This is a genomic window from Escherichia sp. Lx600-2, from assembly GCF_036662595.1.
Taxonomy (GTDB): Bacteria; Pseudomonadota; Gammaproteobacteria; order Enterobacterales; family Enterobacteriaceae; genus Escherichia; species Escherichia coli.
Window position 1 is genome coordinate 47,168 of the sequence record NZ_JAYQWM010000002.1, and the last position, 18,146, is coordinate 65,313.

Genomic DNA, 18,146 nt, shown 5'->3' on the forward strand with positions numbered 1-18,146 from the left:
TTTTGCACGGTTTTTGTCGGGTATGGATTTGATAATTGCTGCGCAAATGCACGTTTTCAGGGCAATAATTGCCTGATTTTTGGGCAAGATAATTAACGTTTTCGTATAGTAACAGAGTGAAAGTATTTTAAATCAACGAATTAGATTTGTGCTTTAATCGCAAATTGCGATCTAAATCAAATTAATCGGTTAAAGATAACCGCAGCGGGGCCGACATAAACTCTGACAAGAAGTTAACAACCATATAACCTGCACAGGACGCGAACATGTCTTCTCATCCGTATGTCACCCAGCAAAATACCCCGCTGGCGGACGATACCACTCTGATGTCCACTACCGATCTGCAAAGCTATATCACTCATGCTAATGACACTTTTGTGCAGGTGAGCGGCTATACCTTGCAAGAGTTACAGGGGCAGCCGCACAACATGGTGCGTCACCCGGATATGCCAAAAGCGGCGTTTGCGGATATGTGGTTCACCCTGAAAAAAGGGGAGCCCTGGAGCGGCATCGTGAAAAATCGCCGCAAAAATGGTGACCATTATTGGGTGCGGGCCAATGCGGTACCGATGGTGCGCGAGGGAAAAATCAGTGGCTATATGTCGATTCGTACCCGGGCGACGGATGAAGAGATCGCGGCGGTGGAGCCGCTGTACAAAGCGCTGAACGCCGGACGTACCGGTAAGCGTATTCATAAAGGCCTGGTGGTGCGTAAAGGCTGGCTGGGTAAACTGCCTTCATTACCGCTTCGCTGGCGGGCGCGTGGAGTGATGACCCTGATGTTTATCTTGCTGGCGGCCATGCTTTGGTTTGTTGCTGCCCCGGTGGTGACGTATATCCTCTGTGCGTTAGTGGTATTGTTGGCAAGCGCCTGTTTTGAATGGCAGATTGTCCGCCCGATAGAAAATGTCGCCCGTCAGGCACTGAAGGTGGCGACCGGAGAGCGTAATAGTGTTGAGCATCTGAATCGCAGCGATGAGCTGGGGCTGACATTACGCGCGGTAGGGCAGCTTGGCCTGATGTGCCGTTGGCTAATTAACGATGTCTCAAGCCAGGTGTCCAGTGTCAGAAACGGCAGTGAGACGCTGGCGAAAGGCACCGATGAACTGAACGAACATACCCAGCAGACAGTTGATAACGTTCAGCAAACGGTGGCGACCATGAACCAAATGGCGGCGTCGGTGAAACAGAACTCTGCCACAGCGTCGGCTGCCGATAAACTGTCAATCACCGCCAGTAATGCGGCAGTGCAGGGCGGGGAGGCGATGACCACGGTGATCAAGACAATGGACGATATCGCCGACAGTACCCAGCGCATTGGCACCATTACTTCGCTGATTAACGATATTGCGTTTCAGACCAATATTCTGGCCCTGAATGCGGCGGTGGAAGCGGCGCGTGCCGGCGAACAGGGCAAAGGTTTTGCAGTGGTGGCGGGGGAAGTGCGTCATTTAGCCAGCCGCAGCGCCAATGCTGCCAACGATATTCGCAAGCTGATTGATGCCAGTGCTGATAAGGTGCAATCCGGTTCGCAGCAGGTACACGCCGCCGGACGTACGATGGAAGATATTGTGGCACAGGTGAAAAACGTCACCCAATTGATCGCCCAGATTAGCCATTCAACGCTGGAACAGACCGATGGGCTTTCCAGCCTGACCCGTGCAGTGGATGAGCTTAACCTCATCACCCAGAAAAATGCCGAGCTGGTGGAAGAGAGTGCGCAGGTGTCGGCGATGGTGAAACACCGCGCCAGCCGACTGGAAGACGCGGTGACGGTGCTGCATTAATCGGTATGCCGGATCCGGTATTTGATACACGATGCCTGATGCGATGCTGGCGCATCTTATCAGGCCTACGGGGTGTGTAGGGTACGCCGCATCCGGCAATCGGTGATTAATCCAGTTGCGTAATATCAAAAGCGGCGCGGTCGATCACCGCAATGATCTTTTTTATTTGTGCATCAGTGATATCGCTCTGGTTGACGCGTAAATCCAGCACCGCTTTAAAATTATCCAGCGCCCGCTTCATTTGCGGGTTCTGGCGCAGCGCAGCACCAACGCAACGCGCTTTGATGCGTTCTTCAATCATCTCCACCTGTTCGCGGTTTTCTTCCAGCCACTGCGCGCCTTGTTCGGTCAGCGCAATCTGCTTCTTACCTCCTTCCTCTTCGCGGATGGTAATCAGCGACTGCTCCTGCAGAAAATCCAGCGTCGGGTAGATGACGCCCGGGCTTGGGGTGTAATTCCCCTGGGTTAGATTCTCAATCGCTTTAATCAATTCGTAACCGTGGCTGTCATCGCGCGAGAGAATATCCAGAATCACCAGACGCAATTCACCGTGACCAAAGAAACGTTGCCGACGACCGCCGCCGCGACCGTGGCGACCACCGCAACATTGACCGTGTTCATGCTGGTGACCGTGTCCGCAGTGCTCGTGTTCTGACTTCTCACCTTTGCAGCAGCCCTCATGGCGTGGCTGGCCTTCATGTTTACAACACCCTTCGTGATGATGGCTCATATCAGCCTCCTTTTGCTTAATTAGATATATCTAATTTATATCTGATATGAGCACTCTTGCAAGAATAAAAATGATTTTTAAATGTGGACTCATCTCACACGTAGGCCGGATAAGGCGTTCACGCCGCATCCGGCGTTGAGTAATGATGCCTGAGAAGAGGCGGTTCGTCTTATCAGACTCTAGACATATCAGTTCTACAAATCGCTTGCATTTATCATGATTAACAATCATTATCATTTGCGAAAATTATTTAGATATATCTGATTACCATCACGAAGGCGATAACAATGAATAACTCCCCCCGCTACCCGCAGCGCGTTCTCAATGATCTGCGGTTCCGTGAACTGACTGTGCTACGCGTTGAGCGTATCAGCGCCGGTTTTCAGCGCATTGTCCTTGGCGGCGAGGCGCTGGACGGTTTTACATCGCGCGGCTTTGACGATCACAGCAAACTCTTCTTTCCTCAACCTGACGCTCACTTTGTGCCGCCAACGGTAACGGAAGAGGGCATCGTCTGGCCGGAAGGACCACGCCCACCGTCGCGTGACTATACGCCACTGTATGACGAACTACGCCATGAACTAGCGATTGATTTCTTTATTCACGAAGACGGCGTCGCCAGTAGCTGGGCAATGCAGGCCCAACCGGGCGATAAACTTACGGTGGCAGGTCCGCGCGGTTCGCTGGTGGTGCCGGAAGATTACGCGTATCAGCTGTATGTCTGCGATGAATCCGGAATGCCCGCATTGCGCCGCCGCCTGGAAACGTTGAGCAAACTTGCCGTTAAACCGCAAGTTAGTGCGCTGGTTAGCGTGCGGGATAACGCCTGTCAGGATTATCTCGCGCACCTTGATGGTTTTAATATCGAATGGCTGGCACATGATGAGCAGGCGGTAGATGCGCGTCTGGCGCAGATGCAAATCCCTGCCGATGATTACTTCATCTGGATAACCGGCGAAGGTAAAGTCGTTAAGAATTTAAGCCGCCGCTTTGAAGCGGAACAGTATGACCCACAGCGGGTACGTGCAGCGGCTTACTGGCACGCAAAGTAACTGATATATAAAAAGAAAAAGGCTGACGATTTCTCGTCAGCCTTTGCTATATCTGGTGGCCCCTGCTGGACTTGAACCAGCGACCAAGCGATTATGAGTCGCCTGCTCTAACCACTGAGCTAAGGGGCCATGGTAGCGGATTATAAAGTAACTCCGTGTCGCAATCCAGCCATTACCGCGCGCCTGCTGTTTTTATAAACAATGTATTTTCAATCCGTTATACTTTTCCTGGTGATGTTAGAAAGGAGTAAATATGGTTGAGGATATTTTGGCTCCAGGGTTACGGGTCGTGTTTTGCGGTATCAACCCTGGGCTTTCATCCGCCGGGACTGGTTTTCCCTTTGCTCATCCGGCAAATCGCTTCTGGAAGGTGATATATCAGGCCGGGTTTACCGACCGTCAGTTGAAGCCGCAGGAGGCACAGCATCTGCTGGATTATCGTTGTGGCGTCACCAAACTGGTAGACCGTCCAACGGTGAAAGCCAATGAAATTTCAAAGCAAGAGCTACACGCAGGTGGGCGTAAGCTGATTGAAAAAATTGAAGATTATCAGCCGCAAGCGTTGGCGATTCTGGGCAAACAAGCATATGAACAGGGATTCAGCCAGCGCGGTGCACAGTGGGGGAAACAAACGCTCAGCATTGGTTCGACGCAGATTTGGGTGCTGCCAAATCCCAGCGGTTTAAGTCGCGTTTCACTGGAGAAACTGGTTGAAGCGTATCGCGAGCTGGACCAGGCGCTGGTGGTGCGTGGGCGATAAAAAACGCCACCGAAAAGGTGGCGTTTGTGCAAAGGGACAGGTGCCGGGTGCGGCGTAACGCCTGATCCAGCCTACCGATTAATCGTCCAGGAAGCTACGCAGCACTTCAGAGCGGCTCGGGTGACGCAGTTTACGCAGCGCCTTCGCTTCGATCTGACGGATACGTTCGCGGGTAACGTCGAACTGTTTACCCACTTCTTCCAGCGTGTGGTCGGTGTTCATATCGATACCGAAACGCATACGCAGAACTTTCGCTTCACGCGCGGTCAGGCCAGCCAGCACGTCGTGTGTTGCCGCACGCAGGCTTTCGGTGGTCGCAGAATCCAGCGGCAGCTCGAGGGTGGTATCCTCGATGAAATCCCCCAGATGCGAATCTTCATCATCACCAATCGGCGTTTCCATGGAGATTGGCTCTTTGGCGATCTTCAGCACTTTGCGGATCTTGTCTTCCGGCATCAGCATCCGTTCAGCCAGCTCTTCCGGCGTCGGCTCGCGGCCCATCTCTTGCAGCATCTGGCGAGAAATACGGTTGAGCTTGTTGATAGTCTCAATCATATGCACCGGAATACGGATGGTGCGCGCCTGATCCGCGATAGAGCGGGTGATCGCCTGACGGATCCACCAGGTTGCGTAGGTGGAGAATTTGTAACCACGGCGGTATTCGAACTTATCAACCGCTTTCATCAGACCGATGTTGCCTTCCTGAATCAGGTCAAGGAACTGCAAGCCACGGTTGGTGTATTTCTTGGCGATAGAAATAACCAGACGTAAGTTCGCTTCAACCATCTCTTTTTTCGCACGGCGGGCTTTCGCTTCACCGATAGACATACGACGGTTGATATCTTTAACCTGCTCGATGGTCAGGCCGGTTTCTTCTTCAATCTGCTGCAGTTTCTGCAGGGCGCGATGCACTTCTTCAGAGACATCGTGCAGTTTTTCCGACCACGGCTTGTTCATCGCAATTGCCGCGTTGAACCAGGTATCGCTGGTTTCGTTGCCGGTAAACAGAGTAATGAAGTTTTTCTTCGGCATTTTGCACTGCTCAACGCAGAGCTTCATGATCAGACGTTCTTGCGTACGAACGCGGTCCATCATGACGCGCATGCTGTTGACCAGGTAGTCAAACTGCTTCGGCACCAGGCGGAACTGTTTGAATACTTCAGACAGTTTCAGGATCTCTTCCTGAGCGGCAGCGTGACTGCGACCTTTCGCTTTGATGGTGTCACGCGTTACAACGTACTGAGCGCGCAGTTCCGCAAATTTTTCGCGAGCCAGTTCCGGGTCGATGCTGTTGTCATCATCGGCGCTGTCGTCATCGCCATCTTCTTCGTCTTCATCTTCGTCATCGTCCAGATCTTCCTGGGAAAGCTCAGAACCGACGTGAGTGGCGGTAGGTGCCAGATCTTCTTCTGCGTTCGGGTCAACAAAGCCGGTGATCAGATCGGACAGACGCGCTTCTTCTGCTTCAACACGATCGTACTGTTCCAGCAGATAGGTGATCGCTTCCGGATATTCAGCAACGGAGCATTGAACCTGGTTGATCCCGTCTTCAATACGCTTAGCGATGTCAATTTCGCCTTCGCGGGTCAACAGTTCAACGGTGCCCATTTCACGCATGTACATGCGTACCGGGTCAGTCGTGCGCCCGATTTCAGATTCCACGCTGGAAAGCACCTGCGCGGCGGCTTCGGCAGCATCTTCGTCCGCGGTGTTTTCAGCCAGCATCAGATCATCGGCATCCGGTGCTTCTTCCATCACCTGAATGCCCATGTCGTTGATCATTTGGATGATGTCTTCGATCTGATCTGAATCGACGATATCTTCCGGCAGATGGTCATTGACCTCGGCATAGGTCAGATAGCCTTGCTCCTTACCACGGGTGACAAGAAGTTTCAGCTGTGACTGCGGGTTTTGCTCCATAAGACGGTATCCACACTTATTTCATGAGGTTGGTGTTGGGCGATTGACCCGATGTCCTTCAGCCGTTAACGCTGAAATCCAACGGTTGTTTACCGCCAACGATAATTACGAGGGCGTACTTATATATTTGCCGCTGCCTCTCAGTGCGGCTGTCGGGGGCTTCCCGATCGCTCTTCGGCACTTAAGCCGTTAAATCACTTTTTCGCCAGCTCCTGGTTTAATGTCCAGAGCTCCAGGCGTTCTTCGTTGCTTAAACCATGCGTGCGCTCACGAGCGATTAACTCTTCCTGGCGCAGTTCAAGCAGCGAATCAAACATATGGTTGAGTGAGTCGGTGAAGGTTTGCTCAGCAATATTCTTATCTGCTATATCGTCCCACATCGACAGTTTTTCAAGGGTGGCAGCATTATTTGTACCACGGTAGTGCTCTAAAAGTTGCCCGGTGGTCAGACCTGGCTGGGAGAGACAAGTGTTGACCAGTTCTCTGAATAAGCCAAGTCCAGGGAGCTTATTTTCATCCAGATTCTCAAGCGGCGGGACCAGCGTCGCTAATTCTGGATTTTGCACCAGCAACCCTATAAGTATACGCATGGTCGTGCGTTTTAGCTGCGGAACAGGGCGAGAAACGCCGCTCTCTGCCGCTTTTGGCATTAATCGTTCAAGCTGGCTGTCATCAAGTATGCCTAATTTGTTGCCTAATTCCTGACGAAGATATATTCGCAGCGTTTCGCCCGGCACTTGCGATATCAATGGCAGTGCCAGCGTACTCAAACGTGCGCGCCCGTCAGGGGTACTCAGATCAACTTGCGGCATCAGGCTGTTAAACAGAAATGCGGAAAGCGGCATCGCCTGCTCCATCCGCGCTTCAAACGCTTCTTTACCTTCTTTTCGTACCAGCGTGTCAGGGTCTTCGCCATCAGGCAAAAACATAAAGCGTAGCTGACGGCCGTCTGTCATGTAAGGCAGCGCCGTTTCCAGTGCTCGCCAGGCGGCATCGCGGCCTGCACGGTCGCCGTCATAACAGCAAATGACATTGTTGGTCGCGCGGAACAACAGTTGTATGTGATCGGCGGTGGTTGACGTACCTAACGACGCAACGGCGTAATTAATGCCGTATTGCGCCAGCGCCACCACGTCCATATAGCCTTCGACCACAAGCAGACGATTGGGTTCAGCGTTATCCTGCTGCGCTTCATAAAGACCGTAAAGCTGGCGGCCTTTATGGAAAATGTCTGTTTCCGGCGAGTTCAGGTATTTGGGGGTATCGTTGCCCAGCACGCGCCCGCCAAAACCAATCACCCGACCGCGTTTATCGCGAATGGGGAACATCACCCGCTCGCGGAAACGATCGTAACTGCGTCCCTGATCGTTAGTGACCAACATCCCCGCATCAATCAATGACTGGCGATTTTCTGGATTGCCGCCAAACCGCTTCAGGACGTTGTCCCAGCCGGGGGGCGCAAAACCAATCGCAAAGCGAGCGATAACCTCGTGGCTTAATCCGCGTTTTTCCAGATACTGGCGCGCAGACGTGGCAACAGGTTGCTGTAAAGATTGTTGGTAAAACGTATTCAGACCGTCCATCAACTGATAAAGCGTTTGCCGCTGATGGCGCTCGATCTGGCTGGGGCCGCTACCTGCTTCAAATGGCACTTCAAGATTGTGCATTGCCGCCAGCTCTTCGACCGTTTCGACGAACTCAAGCTTGTCGTAGTTCATCAGGAAGTCGATCGCGTTGCCGTGCGCGCCACATCCAAAGCAGTGGTAAAACTGTTTCTCACCGTTAACGGTGAAGGACGGGGTTTTCTCGTTGTGGAATGGACAACACGCGTGGAAATTCTTGCCCTGCTTTTTCAGCTTCACACGGGCATCGATCAGATCGACGATGTCAGTGCGTGCCAGCAGATCATTAATGAATACGCGTGGGATTCGTCCAGCCATAGGCCCCGATTTTTAGCAATTCATAAACGAAAATAAGCCGCGCATTCCTTTCGGAAGCACGGCCTTACAACTACAACTCGGTCTGATCGGAGAGCAACGCTCTCGGGGAATTAGTACAGACGAGTGCGGCGTGCGTTTTCGCGAGCCAGTTTCTTCGCGTGACGTTTCACTGCAGAAGCTTTAGCGCGCTTACGTTCGGTAGTCGGTTTTTCATAGAACTCACGACGACGAACTTCCGCCAGAACACCTGCTTTTTCGCAGGAACGCTTGAAGCGACGCAGAGCTACGTCGAACGGCTCGTTTTCACGTACTTTAATTACCGGCATGTGCCTCTCACCTTTGATTAATTCGGTTTGCCGCTGGCATCAACGCCAGCTTATTTCAAAATGGTGCGGAATTTTACTGCAATTGCTGCTGCTTTGTAAAGCACCGCGGCCTTTTTTGAAAGGGACTTTTATAAGGGTGAGGAGTATACACGAGGCTTTCTCCAGGGGCGAACAAAGTTTTACATCAACCCGCATTGGTCCTACACTGCGCGGTAATAAAGCGAGGTAAAACAAGTCATGCGTGTACTGGGTATTGAAACTTCCTGCGATGAAACCGGCATCGCCATTTACGACGATGAAAAAGGTTTGTTAGCCAACCAATTGTATAGTCAGGTGAAATTGCACGCTGACTACGGGGGCGTTGTGCCTGAGCTGGCCTCCCGCGATCATGTGCGTAAAACCGTACCGTTGATCCAGGCGGCGCTAAAGGAGTCTGGTTTAACGGCAAAAGACATTGATGCTGTGGCCTATACCGCAGGCCCTGGATTAGTCGGCGCACTGCTGGTTGGCGCGACCGTGGGGCGTTCTCTGGCGTTTGCCTGGAACGTTCCGGCGATCCCTGTACACCATATGGAAGGGCATCTGTTAGCGCCGATGCTGGAAGATAACCCGCCGGAATTTCCGTTTGTCGCGCTGCTGGTTTCCGGCGGGCATACGCAGTTAATCAGCGTGACTGGCATTGGTCAGTACGAACTGCTCGGTGAGTCTATCGATGATGCTGCTGGTGAAGCGTTTGATAAAACCGCGAAGCTGCTGGGGCTGGATTATCCTGGCGGACCGTTACTGTCGAAAATGGCGGCTCAGGGTACTGCCGGGCGCTTTGTTTTCCCGCGTCCGATGACCGACCGTCCGGGGCTGGATTTCAGCTTTTCTGGTCTGAAAACCTTTGCGGCGAACACGATTCGTGACAACGGCACCGACGACCAGACGCGTGCTGATATCGCCCGCGCCTTTGAAGATGCGGTGGTCGATACGCTGATGATTAAGTGCAAGCGGGCGCTGGATCAGACGGGCTTTAAGCGACTGGTCATGGCGGGCGGCGTGAGTGCTAACCGTACGTTACGGGCGAAGCTGGCTGAAATGATGAAAAAACGCCGCGGCGAAGTGTTCTACGCGCGTCCGGAATTTTGTACTGATAACGGCGCGATGATCGCCTATGCCGGAATGGTGCGGTTTAAAGCAGGCGCGACGGCGGATCTCGGCGTTAGCGTGCGTCCGCGCTGGCCGCTGGCGGAGTTACCGGCTGCGTAAAACTATTGGGTGCCGGAGAGCAATTTCCGGCACCGTCCTCACTTAAAGCAACACCACGGGCATCCACAGTAAGCCGGTAATCACCAGCAACACGAGGAATATCAGCCCAAAAATCGCCCCCAGTCGCCAGTAATCCGCCGTTGGCAGATAACCACTACCGTAGTAAATCGGACTGGGTCCGGTGGCGTATGGTGTAAGAATGCTCCCCAGACCAATTGCCGCGCCAACCATCAGGCAGAACACCGGCAGCGGGATTTCCGGCATCGCCAGCGCGGCGGCGATCATCATCGGTGCGAGAGCGGAGGTATACGCCGTGGCGCTGGCGAAAAAGTAGCGCAGTAGATAAAACACCACAATCAACGCCACCATCACCATCGTTGGCGAATAACCGCTTAAGCTGCCTGCTAACAGTTTGCCAAACCAGCTAATAAAACCGGTGTTGTTGAGTCCGGTCGCGAGGGTGATAAGCGAGGCCAGCCAGAAGAAAACGTTCCACGCCGCTTTATTACTGACAATATCGTCCCAACTGATAATGCGCAGAAGCAGCATCAGCGCCACCACGCTGTAACCGACCATCGCGGCATCGATATAATCACCGCCGAAAATCCACAGCACCAGCGCGCCTACCATCAGCCCCAGCATCCGTTTTTCACGCGAACAGAGCGGGCCCATTGCCTGCAGTTCCTTCTCTGCCCAGCGCGGCACCTGATCGCCTGACTTCAGTACAGGCGGGTACAGCACGTAAGCCAGCCAGGGAACCAGCAGGACCAGTAAAATACTGAGCGGCAACATCCCAAGGAACCAGTCGGCCCAACTCAGCGTGGTGTGAGATGCGCTTTTCATCAGTCCAATTAACAGCAAGTTAGGAGCCATCGCCGTCAGGAAAATGGCGCTGGTCACGCAGTCGGCAACAATCCCCATCCACATGATGTACGAGCCAATACTGCGCGAACTGCTGTCGTTTGGTTGTGATTGATAGAGCGGCGGCAGGTTACGGATGATGGGATAGATAATCCCCGCACCACGCGCCGAGTTGGACGGTGTGACAGGTGCCAGGATCAGCTCGGAGAACATCACCGCATAGCCAAGAAACAGCGTGCGATGCCCCATCTTTTTCACCAGAATCAGCGCGATACGTCGCCCCAGCCCGGTTTTTTCATAGCCTGTGCCAAACATAAAGGCGGCGAAAATCAGCCAGATAACCGAATTAGAAAAACCGGAAACGGCCCACGAGAGGGATTTTGCAGTGAATTTAAAGCCTGGCTGAGCGAGCTGCTCCGGGCTGAACAGCAGCCAGGGAGAGAGTATGGCGATGATGGAGATACCCACCATCGCCACCACGGCACCCGGCACGGGTTCGAGGATCAGTCCAACGATTACGCCAGTAAAAATGGCAAAGTAGAGCCAGGTATGACTCTCCAGCCCTGCGGGAACCGGAATTAGAGCAATAATGGCGATGACCGCCAGCGGCGCAAGGTATCGCCACCATTCAGTGGAAGGTTTCATCGTGTTATGCCTGCGAAAAAGGAGAGGGGCGAGCCTCTCCGGGAGGGTTATTTGATGTAATGGACGTGCTCGCAGATCTCTTCCACGATGGGATCGCGGCGTTCGGCGAACAGCTTTTTGTTTTCGGCTATCAGGTTGTTGCCGTGGGTATCAATAGAGACAATCAGCGGGCCGAACTCTTTGACCCGGCAGACCCACAGTGACTCCGGCATCCCGAGTTCTGTCCAGTGCACTTCTTCAATCTCTTCTACCTGGGTTGCCGCCAGCACCGCGCAGCCTGCCGGGAAAATCACATGTAGCGCCTTGAATTTCTGGCAGCCTTCTTCGGTCAGCGGCCCCATTCCGCCTTTGCCGACCACCAGTTTCACGCCGGTCTGCTCGATAAATTCACGTTCAAAACTTTCCATACGCATACTGGTTGTCGGACCGACGGAGACCATCTCCCATTTGTCGCCGTTTTTGCGCACGATGGGGCCAGCGTGGAAAATCGCTTTGCCGTTGAGATCGTAAGGGATCGGACGTTTCAGTTCGATCAAGCGGCGGTGACAAACGTCGCGGCAGGTCACCAGCGTACCGGTCAGGTAGATCACATCGCCGACGCGAATATCTTGCAGATCTTCAGCTTTGATCGGGGTTGTCAGGATCTTTTTCATAACGCACTCCGGGTGTGAGACAGATTTTCAAAGGAGAGATCGGCATGAACCAGCAGTGTGCCGCGACGATGCGCCCAGCAGCCTGTAGAAACAGCAACGCCGATGGTTGACGGATGGCGAGCGGCAGATTCGATATGCACGCCCATCACTGAACTGTTGCCAGTCAGCCCTTGTGGACCAATCCCCAGACGGTTGAGTCCTTCTTCCAGGCGTAGCTCCAGCTCTGCCGCTTTTGGATTGGGGTGGCGGCTGCCAATCGGGCGCAAAATGGCTTTTCGCGAGAGCACGGCGGCGGTTTCCACCGAGGTGGCGATGCCCACGCCCACCAGTACCGGTGGACAGGCGTTTACGGCGAGGGTGGAGATATTTTCGAAGACGAATTTCACTACGCCTTCGTAGCCTTCTGACGGCATTAACACTTTCGAGCGGCCAGGTAGCGTGCAGCCGCCGCCTGCCATGTAAACTTCGATTTCCGCATCGTCACCGTCGGGGACGATATCCCAGGTGACCCACGGTACGCCGCTACCGGTATTTTTGCCGGTGTTTACTTCGTCAAAAATTTCTACCGCATTGTGACGCAGTGGCGCTTTGATGGTCGCCTCTTCCACGGCTTGTTTGAGTATGCTTTGCAGCTCGCCAAGCAGTGGGAAGCGGGAACCGACTTTAACGAAGAACATAATCTCCCCGGTGTCCTGACAGGCAGGACGGTTCAGGTCAATCGCTTTTTGCATGTTGTCGAACATCGTATGGTAGATAATTTTCCCCATTGACGACGTTTCGGCATCCTTTAGCTGTTTTAGTTTATCCACCACGTCATCAGGCATTCGGGTAGAAATCATGGCGGTAAAGTTAGCGACAATCTCCGTCAACTTATTCACTGCCTGTTGCTTATTACTTTCGCTCATCATGGCAACTCCAGTTTCTGTATTTGTCTGGAAAAATTCACCGCTACAAACTACCACTAAAAATGTGGTTTTATATTTTTTGCCACCGTGAATATGTAATTAACAGTTCGTGAATCAACGCGAAAATAAGAATGAATATTGCGCCAGAGCAGGGAATGGCAATGTTTTGCGAAATACACTGCGCTTATCACAACTGCGGATAATTAACGATGCTGAATAGCTGGCCTTTAGCCAAAGACTTGCAGGTACTGGTAGAAATCGTCCACAGCGGGAGTTTTAGTGCTGCAGCGGCGACGCTTGGGCAAACGCCTGCATTTGTCACCAAGCGGATCCAAATCCTTGAAAATACGCTGGCAACAACGCTGCTGAACCGCTCCGCTCGCGGCGTGGCGCTGACTGAAAGTGGCCAACGTTGTTACGAACATGCGCTGGAAATCCTCACCCAATATCAGCGACTGGTTGATGACGTCACGCAAATCAAAACGCGCCCGGAGGGGATGATTCGTATTGGTTGCAGTTTTGGTTTTGGGCGCAGCCATATTGCGCCAGCCATTACCGAACTTATGCGCAATTATCCTGAGTTACAGGTGCATTTTGAATTGTTCGATCGGCAAATTGATTTAGTGCAGGATAATATTGATCTGGATATTCGTATTAATGACGAAATTCCTGATTATTATATTGCGCATCTGTTAACGAAAAATAAAAGAATATTATGCGCAGCACCTGAGTATCTGCAAAAATATCCGCAGCCACAATCCCTACAGGAATTAAGTCGTCATGACTGTCTGGTGACCAAAGAGCGCGATATGACCCACGGAATATGGGAGTTGGGGAACGGTCAGGAGAAAAAATCGGTGAAGGTTAGCGGGCATCTTTCCTCCAATAGCGGCGAGATTGTGCTGCAATGGGCGCTGGAGGGCAAAGGGATTATGCTGCGTTCCGAGTGGGATGTGTTGCCGTTTCTGGAGAGTGGCAAACTGGTGCGAGTATTGCCGGAGTATGCACAAAGCGCCAATATCTGGGCTGTTTACCGGGAGCCGCTCTATCGCAGCATGAAATTACGTGTCTGCGTGGAATTTCTGGCGGCATGGTGCCAGCAACGGCTGGGCAAGCCCGATGAAGGCTATCAGGTCATGTAGATCCACCAGAAATCACTCGGGATCCTTTTCGCGCTTTCTTTTGAATTTCGTCCAGATTTTTGTCTCCTGACGACGCCACAGACGCTGGATGTTGTCATGATGACGCAGCAGGATCAGGCAAGAGAGCATCGAAACCGGGAAGGTGAATTGTGGCTTAAACCACCAGACATAAAACGGAGCAATCAGTGCACTGACAATCGCTCCCAGCGACGAGTATCCGCTCAATAGCACGGTCAGTAACCAGGTTCCCGCCATTACTCCGGTGAGATCCCAGCCAATTGGTGCGATGGCTCCAAAAGCGGTAGCAACGCCTTTTCCTCCTTTAAAACCGAAGAAAACGGGCCAGATGTGTCCAAGACAGGCGGCGATGGCAATTAAGCCTAGCCAGAAGGGGCTGACACCTAATTCATACGCGCCCCAGACAGGCAACATTCCTTTCAGAACGTCGAAAATCAGTACTGCTACGGCTGCTCCCTTGCCACCGATACGTAACACATTGGTTGCGCCTGGATTGCCGGAGCCGCTGGTTCGCGGATCGGGCAGCCCACACAAGCGGCAAACCAGAATGGCACTGGAAATGGAGCCGCAGAGGTACGCGATGAGGATCATTCCAGGCGCGATTGCACTCATAAGCTGTTCCGTTTTGAAAATTCGTGTTCAACGATGAATCTGTGGATAATACGCACATTTCGCCGGAAGTGGTATCCGGTTAGCCAAAAAGCAGGCAGGACGTGATGGATATTGTATTTATAGAGCAACTTTCGGTAATCACCACTATTGGTGTTTACGACTGGGAACAGACCATCGAACAGAAGTTAGTGTTCGATATCGAAATGGCGTGGGATAACCGTAAAGCGGCGAAAAGTGATGATGTGGCGGATTGCCTCAGCTACGCTGACATTGCAGAAACGGTGGTCAGCCACGTCGAGGGGGCACGTTTTGCGCTGGTGGAGCGCGTGGCGGAAGAGGTGGCGGAGCTGCTGTTAGCACGCTTCAACTCGCCGTGGGTGCGTATCAAACTCAGCAAGCCAGGCGCAGTGGCGCGGGCGGCGAATGTTGGCGTAATCATTGAGCGTGGCAATAATCTGAAAGAAAATAATTAATTTTACAGCTGTTAAACCAAACGGTTATAACCTGGTCATACTGCAGTAGTTCGGACAAGCGGTACATTTTAATAATTTAGGGGTTTATTGATGAGCGATATGCACTCGCTGCTGATAGCGGCAATATTGGGTGTGGTCGAAGGATTGACAGAATTTCTGCCGGTATCCAGCACGGGCCATATGATTATTGTCGGTCACTTGTTGGGGTTTGAGGGCGACACGGCGAAAACCTTTGAAGTTGTGATCCAGTTAGGATCAATTCTGGCGGTAGTAGTGATGTTCTGGCGGCGTCTGTTTGGCCTGATTGGCATCCACTTTGGCCGCCCGTTGCAGCACGAAGGAGAAAGCAAAGGTCGTTTAACGCTGATCCACATTTTGCTGGGGATGATTCCGGCGGTGGTACTGGGGCTGTTGTTCCACGACACGATTAAGTCATTGTTTAACCCGATAAATGTGATGTATGCGCTGGTCGTTGGCGGTTTGTTGCTGATTGCCGCCGAATGCCTGAAGCCGAAAGAACCGCGCGCACCGGGTCTGGATGATATGACCTATCGTCAGGCGTTTATGATTGGCTGCTTCCAGTGTCTGGCGCTGTGGCCGGGTTTCTCCCGCTCCGGGGCGACCATTTCAGGTGGGATGCTGATGGGGGTGAGCCGTTACGCTGCTTCCGAGTTCTCGTTCCTGCTGGCGGTGCCGATGATGATGGGCGCAACGGCGCTCGATCTCTACAAAAGCTGGGGCTTCCTGACAACCGGCGATACCCCGATGTTTGCCGTTGGGTTTATCACCGCTTTTGTGGTGGCGCTGATAGCGATTAAAACCTTCCTGCAATTGATTAAGCGCATTTCGTTTATCCCGTTCGCCATTTATCGCTTTATTGTGGCGGCTGCGGTGTATGTCGTGTTCTTTTAATTGAGGAATAGTGTCGGATGCCTGGCGTTGTCCACGATTGCGTAGGCCGAATAAGGCGTTCACGCCGCATCCGGCAATCAACGCCTGATGCGACGCTTGCGCGTCTTATCAGGCCTACAACTGTCGTTGACATGTAGCCGGATAAGGCGTTTACGCCGCATCCGGCAAAATGCCCAATACTCATTCAGGCTTTGGGCAACGTTGTTCCTTCCAGCTGGCTACCGCCGCAATCCGCCGTCGGGTCAGCTCCTCGCGAATCTCCACGCCTTTAAATCCCGCTTCAACGACCGCTTTTGTCGGCACTGACTGCGCCACTTCCCAGGCTTCGCGCAACCAGCGGCCTTGCGGGTAGTCCGCTGATTCAAAACCGGTTCTGCCGCGCACGTCAGCCTCGCTGGTCAGCGCCAGTTGCTCGACACGCTGCGGTTTACGCCAGGCATCGATGGAATCAAATAATTTGACGATGGTTTTTGGGTACAGCATTGGGAAGGTGTGGATGAGATCGTGAAACTCAGCCACCAGTCTGGCTAAATCGCGAATTTCATTTGGCACGCGCAGACGCTGGCATAGTTGTTCCACTAACTTAACACCCGCCGGGCCATGACCATGATGACGCGGCCAGAGTTCTGGCGGCGTCAGTCCTTTACCGAGATCGTGGCATAAAGTTGCGAAACGGACATCGACCTGCGGACTCAGCATCGCCGCCATTGAGAGCGTCATTAAGGTATGAATACCCGTGTCGATTTCCGGATGCCACCTGGCAGGGGCCGGAACGCCAAACAGGGCGTCAATTTCCGGGAATAAAACGCGAAGTGCACCGCAATCGCGCAGTACCTGGAAGAACACCTGGGGATTGCGGGTGGTGAGGGCGTTTTCTGTCTCTTTCCATACCCGTTCAGGCGTCAGGTGTTCCAGTTCACCCGCATGGGTCATCTCGCGCATCAACGCCAGAGTTTCATCGGCAATACGAAAACCGAGGTGGGCATAACGCGCAGCAAAACGCGCCACGCGCAATACGCGTAACGGATCTTCGCCAAAAGCGGGGGAAACATGGCGCAACAGACGATTTTGCAGATCGCCCAGACCGTTGTACGGGTCGATAATCTCGCCGTTATCGTCCTGGGCCAGCGCATTAATGGTCAGATCGCGACGCTTAAGATCATCTTCCAGCGTGACATCCGGTGCGGCATAGCAGGTAAAACCGGTGTAACCGGAGCCGGATTTCCGTTCGGTACGTGCCAGCGCATACTCTTCATGCGTTTGCGGATGCAGAAACACAGGAAAATCGCGGCCTACCTGCTGGTAGCCCGCGTCGAGCATCTCCTGTGGCGTACTGCCGACCACTACCCAATCTCTGTCTTTGACCGGTAGCCCTAACAATGCATCCCGAACAGCACCACCGACCAGATAAATCTTCACGCCATCATCCCTTCGTCAAATACACAATTCCTAATAATAAGACAGTGCAACGAAGAAGGCGATTTAGTTCATCCAGCGATCTTTGCGTTTGCGGCTTGGGATCAGGTGCGGCAGTACCAGACCGAGCAGCAAGCCAAGCCCCAGCACGCCACCGCCATACATAAACCATTGCATGATGATGGTGCGCTGTTTGTCATCCAGCTGTACGCTGGCGGCATCGACCTTTTTCTGCGCGACAATCAGCTCGTTTTTCAGTTTCTGATTTTCTTCTTTTAACCCGTTGATCACGCTGTCGCTCTGCGCCACTTTTTGCTGCATTTCTGCGGTGCGCTGATTCCAGGTGTTATCGATATTAGTGAGTTTATCGGTCAGGGTTTTGACCTGATTTTCCAGATCTGGCACACGGGAGCGCAGGCTTGGCTCAGTGCTAAGTTGTTTCAACGGGATCCAGGCGGTACGGCCAGAGCTGTCTTTCACCTGGGCATAATTGGTGTTGGCGTCAGTTTGTAATAAGGTCACTTCCTCGCCGGCGTTAACCGTGCCCACGAGGCGATAATGATCTCCCGGACCGCTGCGGACCCAGGTATTCAGTTCGTCGGAAACATAGCGCGTTTCTTCAGCGTGTGAGACGGCAGTCGCGCTAAGTGCGAGTAAAGTTAATCCGATCAGGCGTAATTTTGGCATCAGGCTGTCGTTATTGTCATGGAAAGTGGAACGATAGTAGTGGCATCAGTGTCGCT

The 18,146-nt window shown here is 52.9% G+C and carries 17 protein-coding genes and 1 tRNA gene; 7 read left to right on the forward strand and 11 right to left on the reverse strand.

Translation table 11 applies throughout. From position 1 onward, the window contains the following. Nucleotides 1–266: 266 nt before the first annotated feature. Complete coding sequence (aer, locus tag OQV04_RS00915; RefSeq protein WP_032281623.1) at nt 267–1,787, forward strand: aerotaxis sensor receptor Aer; 1,521 nt, start codon at nt 267–269, stop codon at nt 1,785–1,787. Nucleotides 1,788–1,893: 106 nt separating this feature from the next. Here the strand turns inward: aer and nfeR are convergent, their stop codons facing one another. Further along, nucleotides 1,894–2,517 carry a DNA-binding transcriptional regulator NfeR gene (gene nfeR, locus OQV04_RS00920; RefSeq protein WP_000018005.1) on the reverse strand — a complete coding sequence of 208 codons (624 nt, stop codon included), beginning with the start codon at nt 2,515–2,517 and terminating at the stop codon, nt 1,894–1,896. Nucleotides 2,518–2,804: 287 nt separating this feature from the next. On the opposite strand from nfeR, the gene nfeF reads away from it, so the two are divergent. After that, the gene (nfeF, locus tag OQV04_RS00925) at nt 2,805–3,569 is read left to right on the forward strand and encodes an NADPH-dependent ferric chelate reductase NfeF (protein ID WP_032281622.1); all 765 of its coding nucleotides are present in this window, start codon (nt 2,805–2,807) and stop codon (nt 3,567–3,569) included. A gap of 53 nt (nt 3,570–3,622) precedes the next feature. Here the strand turns inward: nfeF and OQV04_RS00930 are convergent. Continuing rightward, nucleotides 3,623–3,698: transfer RNA gene (locus OQV04_RS00930), tRNA-Ile, on the reverse strand. Between the two features lie 124 nt (nt 3,699–3,822). On the opposite strand from OQV04_RS00930, the gene mug reads away from it, so the two are divergent. Then, nucleotides 3,823–4,329 (forward strand): G/U mismatch-specific DNA glycosylase, encoded by a 507-nt coding sequence (mug, locus tag OQV04_RS00935; protein ID WP_032281621.1) that lies wholly within the window; start codon nt 3,823–3,825, stop codon nt 4,327–4,329. A gap of 78 nt (nt 4,330–4,407) precedes the next feature. Here mug and rpoD read toward each other — a convergent pair whose 3' ends face one another. From rpoD to rpsU, 3 genes are all read right to left on the reverse strand, one after another. After that, nucleotides 4,408–6,249, reverse strand: coding sequence for an RNA polymerase sigma factor RpoD (rpoD, locus tag OQV04_RS00940; protein ID WP_000437371.1), 1,842 nt, complete (start codon nt 6,247–6,249; stop codon nt 4,408–4,410). 194 nt (nt 6,250–6,443) lie between these two features. After that, complete coding sequence (dnaG, locus tag OQV04_RS00945) at nt 6,444–8,189, reverse strand: DNA primase (RefSeq protein ID WP_000918827.1); 1,746 nt, start codon at nt 8,187–8,189, stop codon at nt 6,444–6,446. Nucleotides 8,190–8,299: 110 nt separating this feature from the next. After that, complete coding sequence (rpsU, locus tag OQV04_RS00950) at nt 8,300–8,515, reverse strand: 30S ribosomal protein S21 (RefSeq protein WP_001144069.1); 216 nt, start codon at nt 8,513–8,515, stop codon at nt 8,300–8,302. Between the two features lie 237 nt (nt 8,516–8,752). Between rpsU and tsaD the strand changes: the two genes are divergently transcribed. Next, the gene (gene tsaD / locus OQV04_RS00955; RefSeq protein WP_001264365.1) at nt 8,753–9,766 is read left to right on the forward strand and encodes a tRNA (adenosine(37)-N6)-threonylcarbamoyltransferase complex transferase subunit TsaD; all 1,014 of its coding nucleotides are present in this window, start codon (nt 8,753–8,755) and stop codon (nt 9,764–9,766) included. 42 nt (nt 9,767–9,808) lie between these two features. On the opposite strand, the gene ttdT is transcribed toward tsaD, so the two are convergent. Genes ttdT through ttdA form a run of 3 tightly spaced genes read right to left on the reverse strand, consistent with a single transcriptional unit; the run spans nt 9,809 to nt 12,833 of the window. Further along, the gene (ttdT, locus tag OQV04_RS00960; protein WP_032288291.1) at nt 9,809–11,272 is read right to left on the reverse strand and encodes an L-tartrate/succinate antiporter; all 1,464 of its coding nucleotides are present in this window, start codon (nt 11,270–11,272) and stop codon (nt 9,809–9,811) included. 47 nt (nt 11,273–11,319) lie between these two features. Then, nucleotides 11,320–11,925 (reverse strand): L(+)-tartrate dehydratase subunit beta, encoded by a 606-nt coding sequence (ttdB, locus tag OQV04_RS00965; RefSeq protein WP_000722957.1) that lies wholly within the window; start codon nt 11,923–11,925, stop codon nt 11,320–11,322. Continuing rightward, nucleotides 11,922–12,833, reverse strand: a complete 912-nt coding sequence (ttdA, locus tag OQV04_RS00970) for a L(+)-tartrate dehydratase subunit alpha (RefSeq protein ID WP_001626007.1) — start codon at nt 12,831–12,833, stop codon at nt 11,922–11,924. Before ttdA ends, ttdB begins: the two co-directional genes overlap by 4 nt. Before the next feature lie 206 nt (nt 12,834–13,039). Here ttdA and ttdR point away from each other — a divergent pair, with 206 nt between their 5' ends. Beyond that, nucleotides 13,040–13,972: an L-tartrate utilization transcriptional activator TtdR gene (gene ttdR, locus OQV04_RS00975; protein WP_000935209.1), complete on the forward strand. Its 933-nt coding sequence runs from the start codon at nt 13,040–13,042 to the stop codon at nt 13,970–13,972. A 12-nt stretch (nt 13,973–13,984) separates the two neighbouring features. On the opposite strand, the gene plsY is transcribed toward ttdR, so the two are convergent. Then, nucleotides 13,985–14,602 carry a glycerol-3-phosphate 1-O-acyltransferase PlsY gene (gene plsY, locus OQV04_RS00980; RefSeq protein WP_001272796.1) on the reverse strand — a complete coding sequence of 206 codons (618 nt, stop codon included), beginning with the start codon at nt 14,600–14,602 and terminating at the stop codon, nt 13,985–13,987. 104 nt (nt 14,603–14,706) lie between these two features. Between plsY and folB the strand changes: the two genes are divergently transcribed. Further along, on the forward strand, nt 14,707–15,075 hold the full coding sequence (folB, locus tag OQV04_RS00985) for a bifunctional dihydroneopterin aldolase/7,8-dihydroneopterin epimerase (protein WP_001295541.1): 369 nt from the start codon (nt 14,707–14,709) through the stop codon (nt 15,073–15,075). Nucleotides 15,076–15,165: 90 nt separating this feature from the next. After that, on the forward strand, nt 15,166–15,987 hold the full coding sequence (gene bacA, locus OQV04_RS00990; RefSeq protein WP_032281618.1) for an undecaprenyl-diphosphate phosphatase: 822 nt from the start codon (nt 15,166–15,168) through the stop codon (nt 15,985–15,987). Nucleotides 15,988–16,167: 180 nt separating this feature from the next. Here the strand turns inward: bacA and cca are convergent, their stop codons facing one another. Together cca and OQV04_RS01000 are read right to left on the reverse strand one after the other, a co-directional pair. Beyond that, nucleotides 16,168–17,406, reverse strand: a complete 1,239-nt coding sequence (gene cca / locus OQV04_RS00995; protein WP_032281617.1) for a fused tRNA nucleotidyltransferase/2',3'-cyclic phosphodiesterase/2' nucleotidase/phosphatase Cca — start codon at nt 17,404–17,406, stop codon at nt 16,168–16,170. A 63-nt stretch (nt 17,407–17,469) separates the two neighbouring features. Further along, nucleotides 17,470–18,090, reverse strand: coding sequence for a TIGR04211 family SH3 domain-containing protein (locus tag OQV04_RS01000; RefSeq protein ID WP_001125331.1), 621 nt, complete (start codon nt 18,088–18,090; stop codon nt 17,470–17,472). Between the last annotated feature and the right edge of the window lie 56 nt (nt 18,091–18,146).

What these genes read in the sequence shown, in the direction of transcription:
- aer (WP_032281623.1), top strand. Translation starts at nt 267, where the DNA reads ATGTCTTCTCATCCGTATGTCACCCAGCAAAATACCCCGCTGGCGGAC.
- nfeR (WP_000018005.1), bottom strand. Translation starts at nt 2,517, where the DNA reads ATGAGCCATCATCACGAAGGGTGTTGTAAACATGAAGGCCAGCCACGC.
- nfeF (WP_032281622.1), top strand. Translation starts at nt 2,805, where the DNA reads ATGAATAACTCCCCCCGCTACCCGCAGCGCGTTCTCAATGATCTGCGG.
- mug (WP_032281621.1), top strand. Translation starts at nt 3,823, where the DNA reads ATGGTTGAGGATATTTTGGCTCCAGGGTTACGGGTCGTGTTTTGCGGT.
- rpoD (WP_000437371.1), bottom strand. Translation starts at nt 6,249, where the DNA reads ATGGAGCAAAACCCGCAGTCACAGCTGAAACTTCTTGTCACCCGTGGT.
- dnaG (WP_000918827.1), bottom strand. Translation starts at nt 8,189, where the DNA reads ATGGCTGGACGAATCCCACGCGTATTCATTAATGATCTGCTGGCACGC.
- rpsU (WP_001144069.1), bottom strand. Translation starts at nt 8,515, where the DNA reads ATGCCGGTAATTAAAGTACGTGAAAACGAGCCGTTCGACGTAGCTCTG.
- tsaD (WP_001264365.1), top strand. Translation starts at nt 8,753, where the DNA reads ATGCGTGTACTGGGTATTGAAACTTCCTGCGATGAAACCGGCATCGCC.
- ttdT (WP_032288291.1), bottom strand. Translation starts at nt 11,272, where the DNA reads ATGAAACCTTCCACTGAATGGTGGCGATACCTTGCGCCGCTGGCGGTC.
- ttdB (WP_000722957.1), bottom strand. Translation starts at nt 11,925, where the DNA reads ATGAAAAAGATCCTGACAACCCCGATCAAAGCTGAAGATCTGCAAGAT.
- ttdA (WP_001626007.1), bottom strand. Translation starts at nt 12,833, where the DNA reads ATGATGAGCGAAAGTAATAAGCAACAGGCAGTGAATAAGTTGACGGAG.
- ttdR (WP_000935209.1), top strand. Translation starts at nt 13,040, where the DNA reads ATGCTGAATAGCTGGCCTTTAGCCAAAGACTTGCAGGTACTGGTAGAA.
- plsY (WP_001272796.1), bottom strand. Translation starts at nt 14,602, where the DNA reads ATGAGTGCAATCGCGCCTGGAATGATCCTCATCGCGTACCTCTGCGGC.
- folB (WP_001295541.1), top strand. Translation starts at nt 14,707, where the DNA reads ATGGATATTGTATTTATAGAGCAACTTTCGGTAATCACCACTATTGGT.
- bacA (WP_032281618.1), top strand. Translation starts at nt 15,166, where the DNA reads ATGAGCGATATGCACTCGCTGCTGATAGCGGCAATATTGGGTGTGGTC.
- OQV04_RS01000 (WP_001125331.1), bottom strand. Translation starts at nt 18,090, where the DNA reads ATGCCAAAATTACGCCTGATCGGATTAACTTTACTCGCACTTAGCGCG.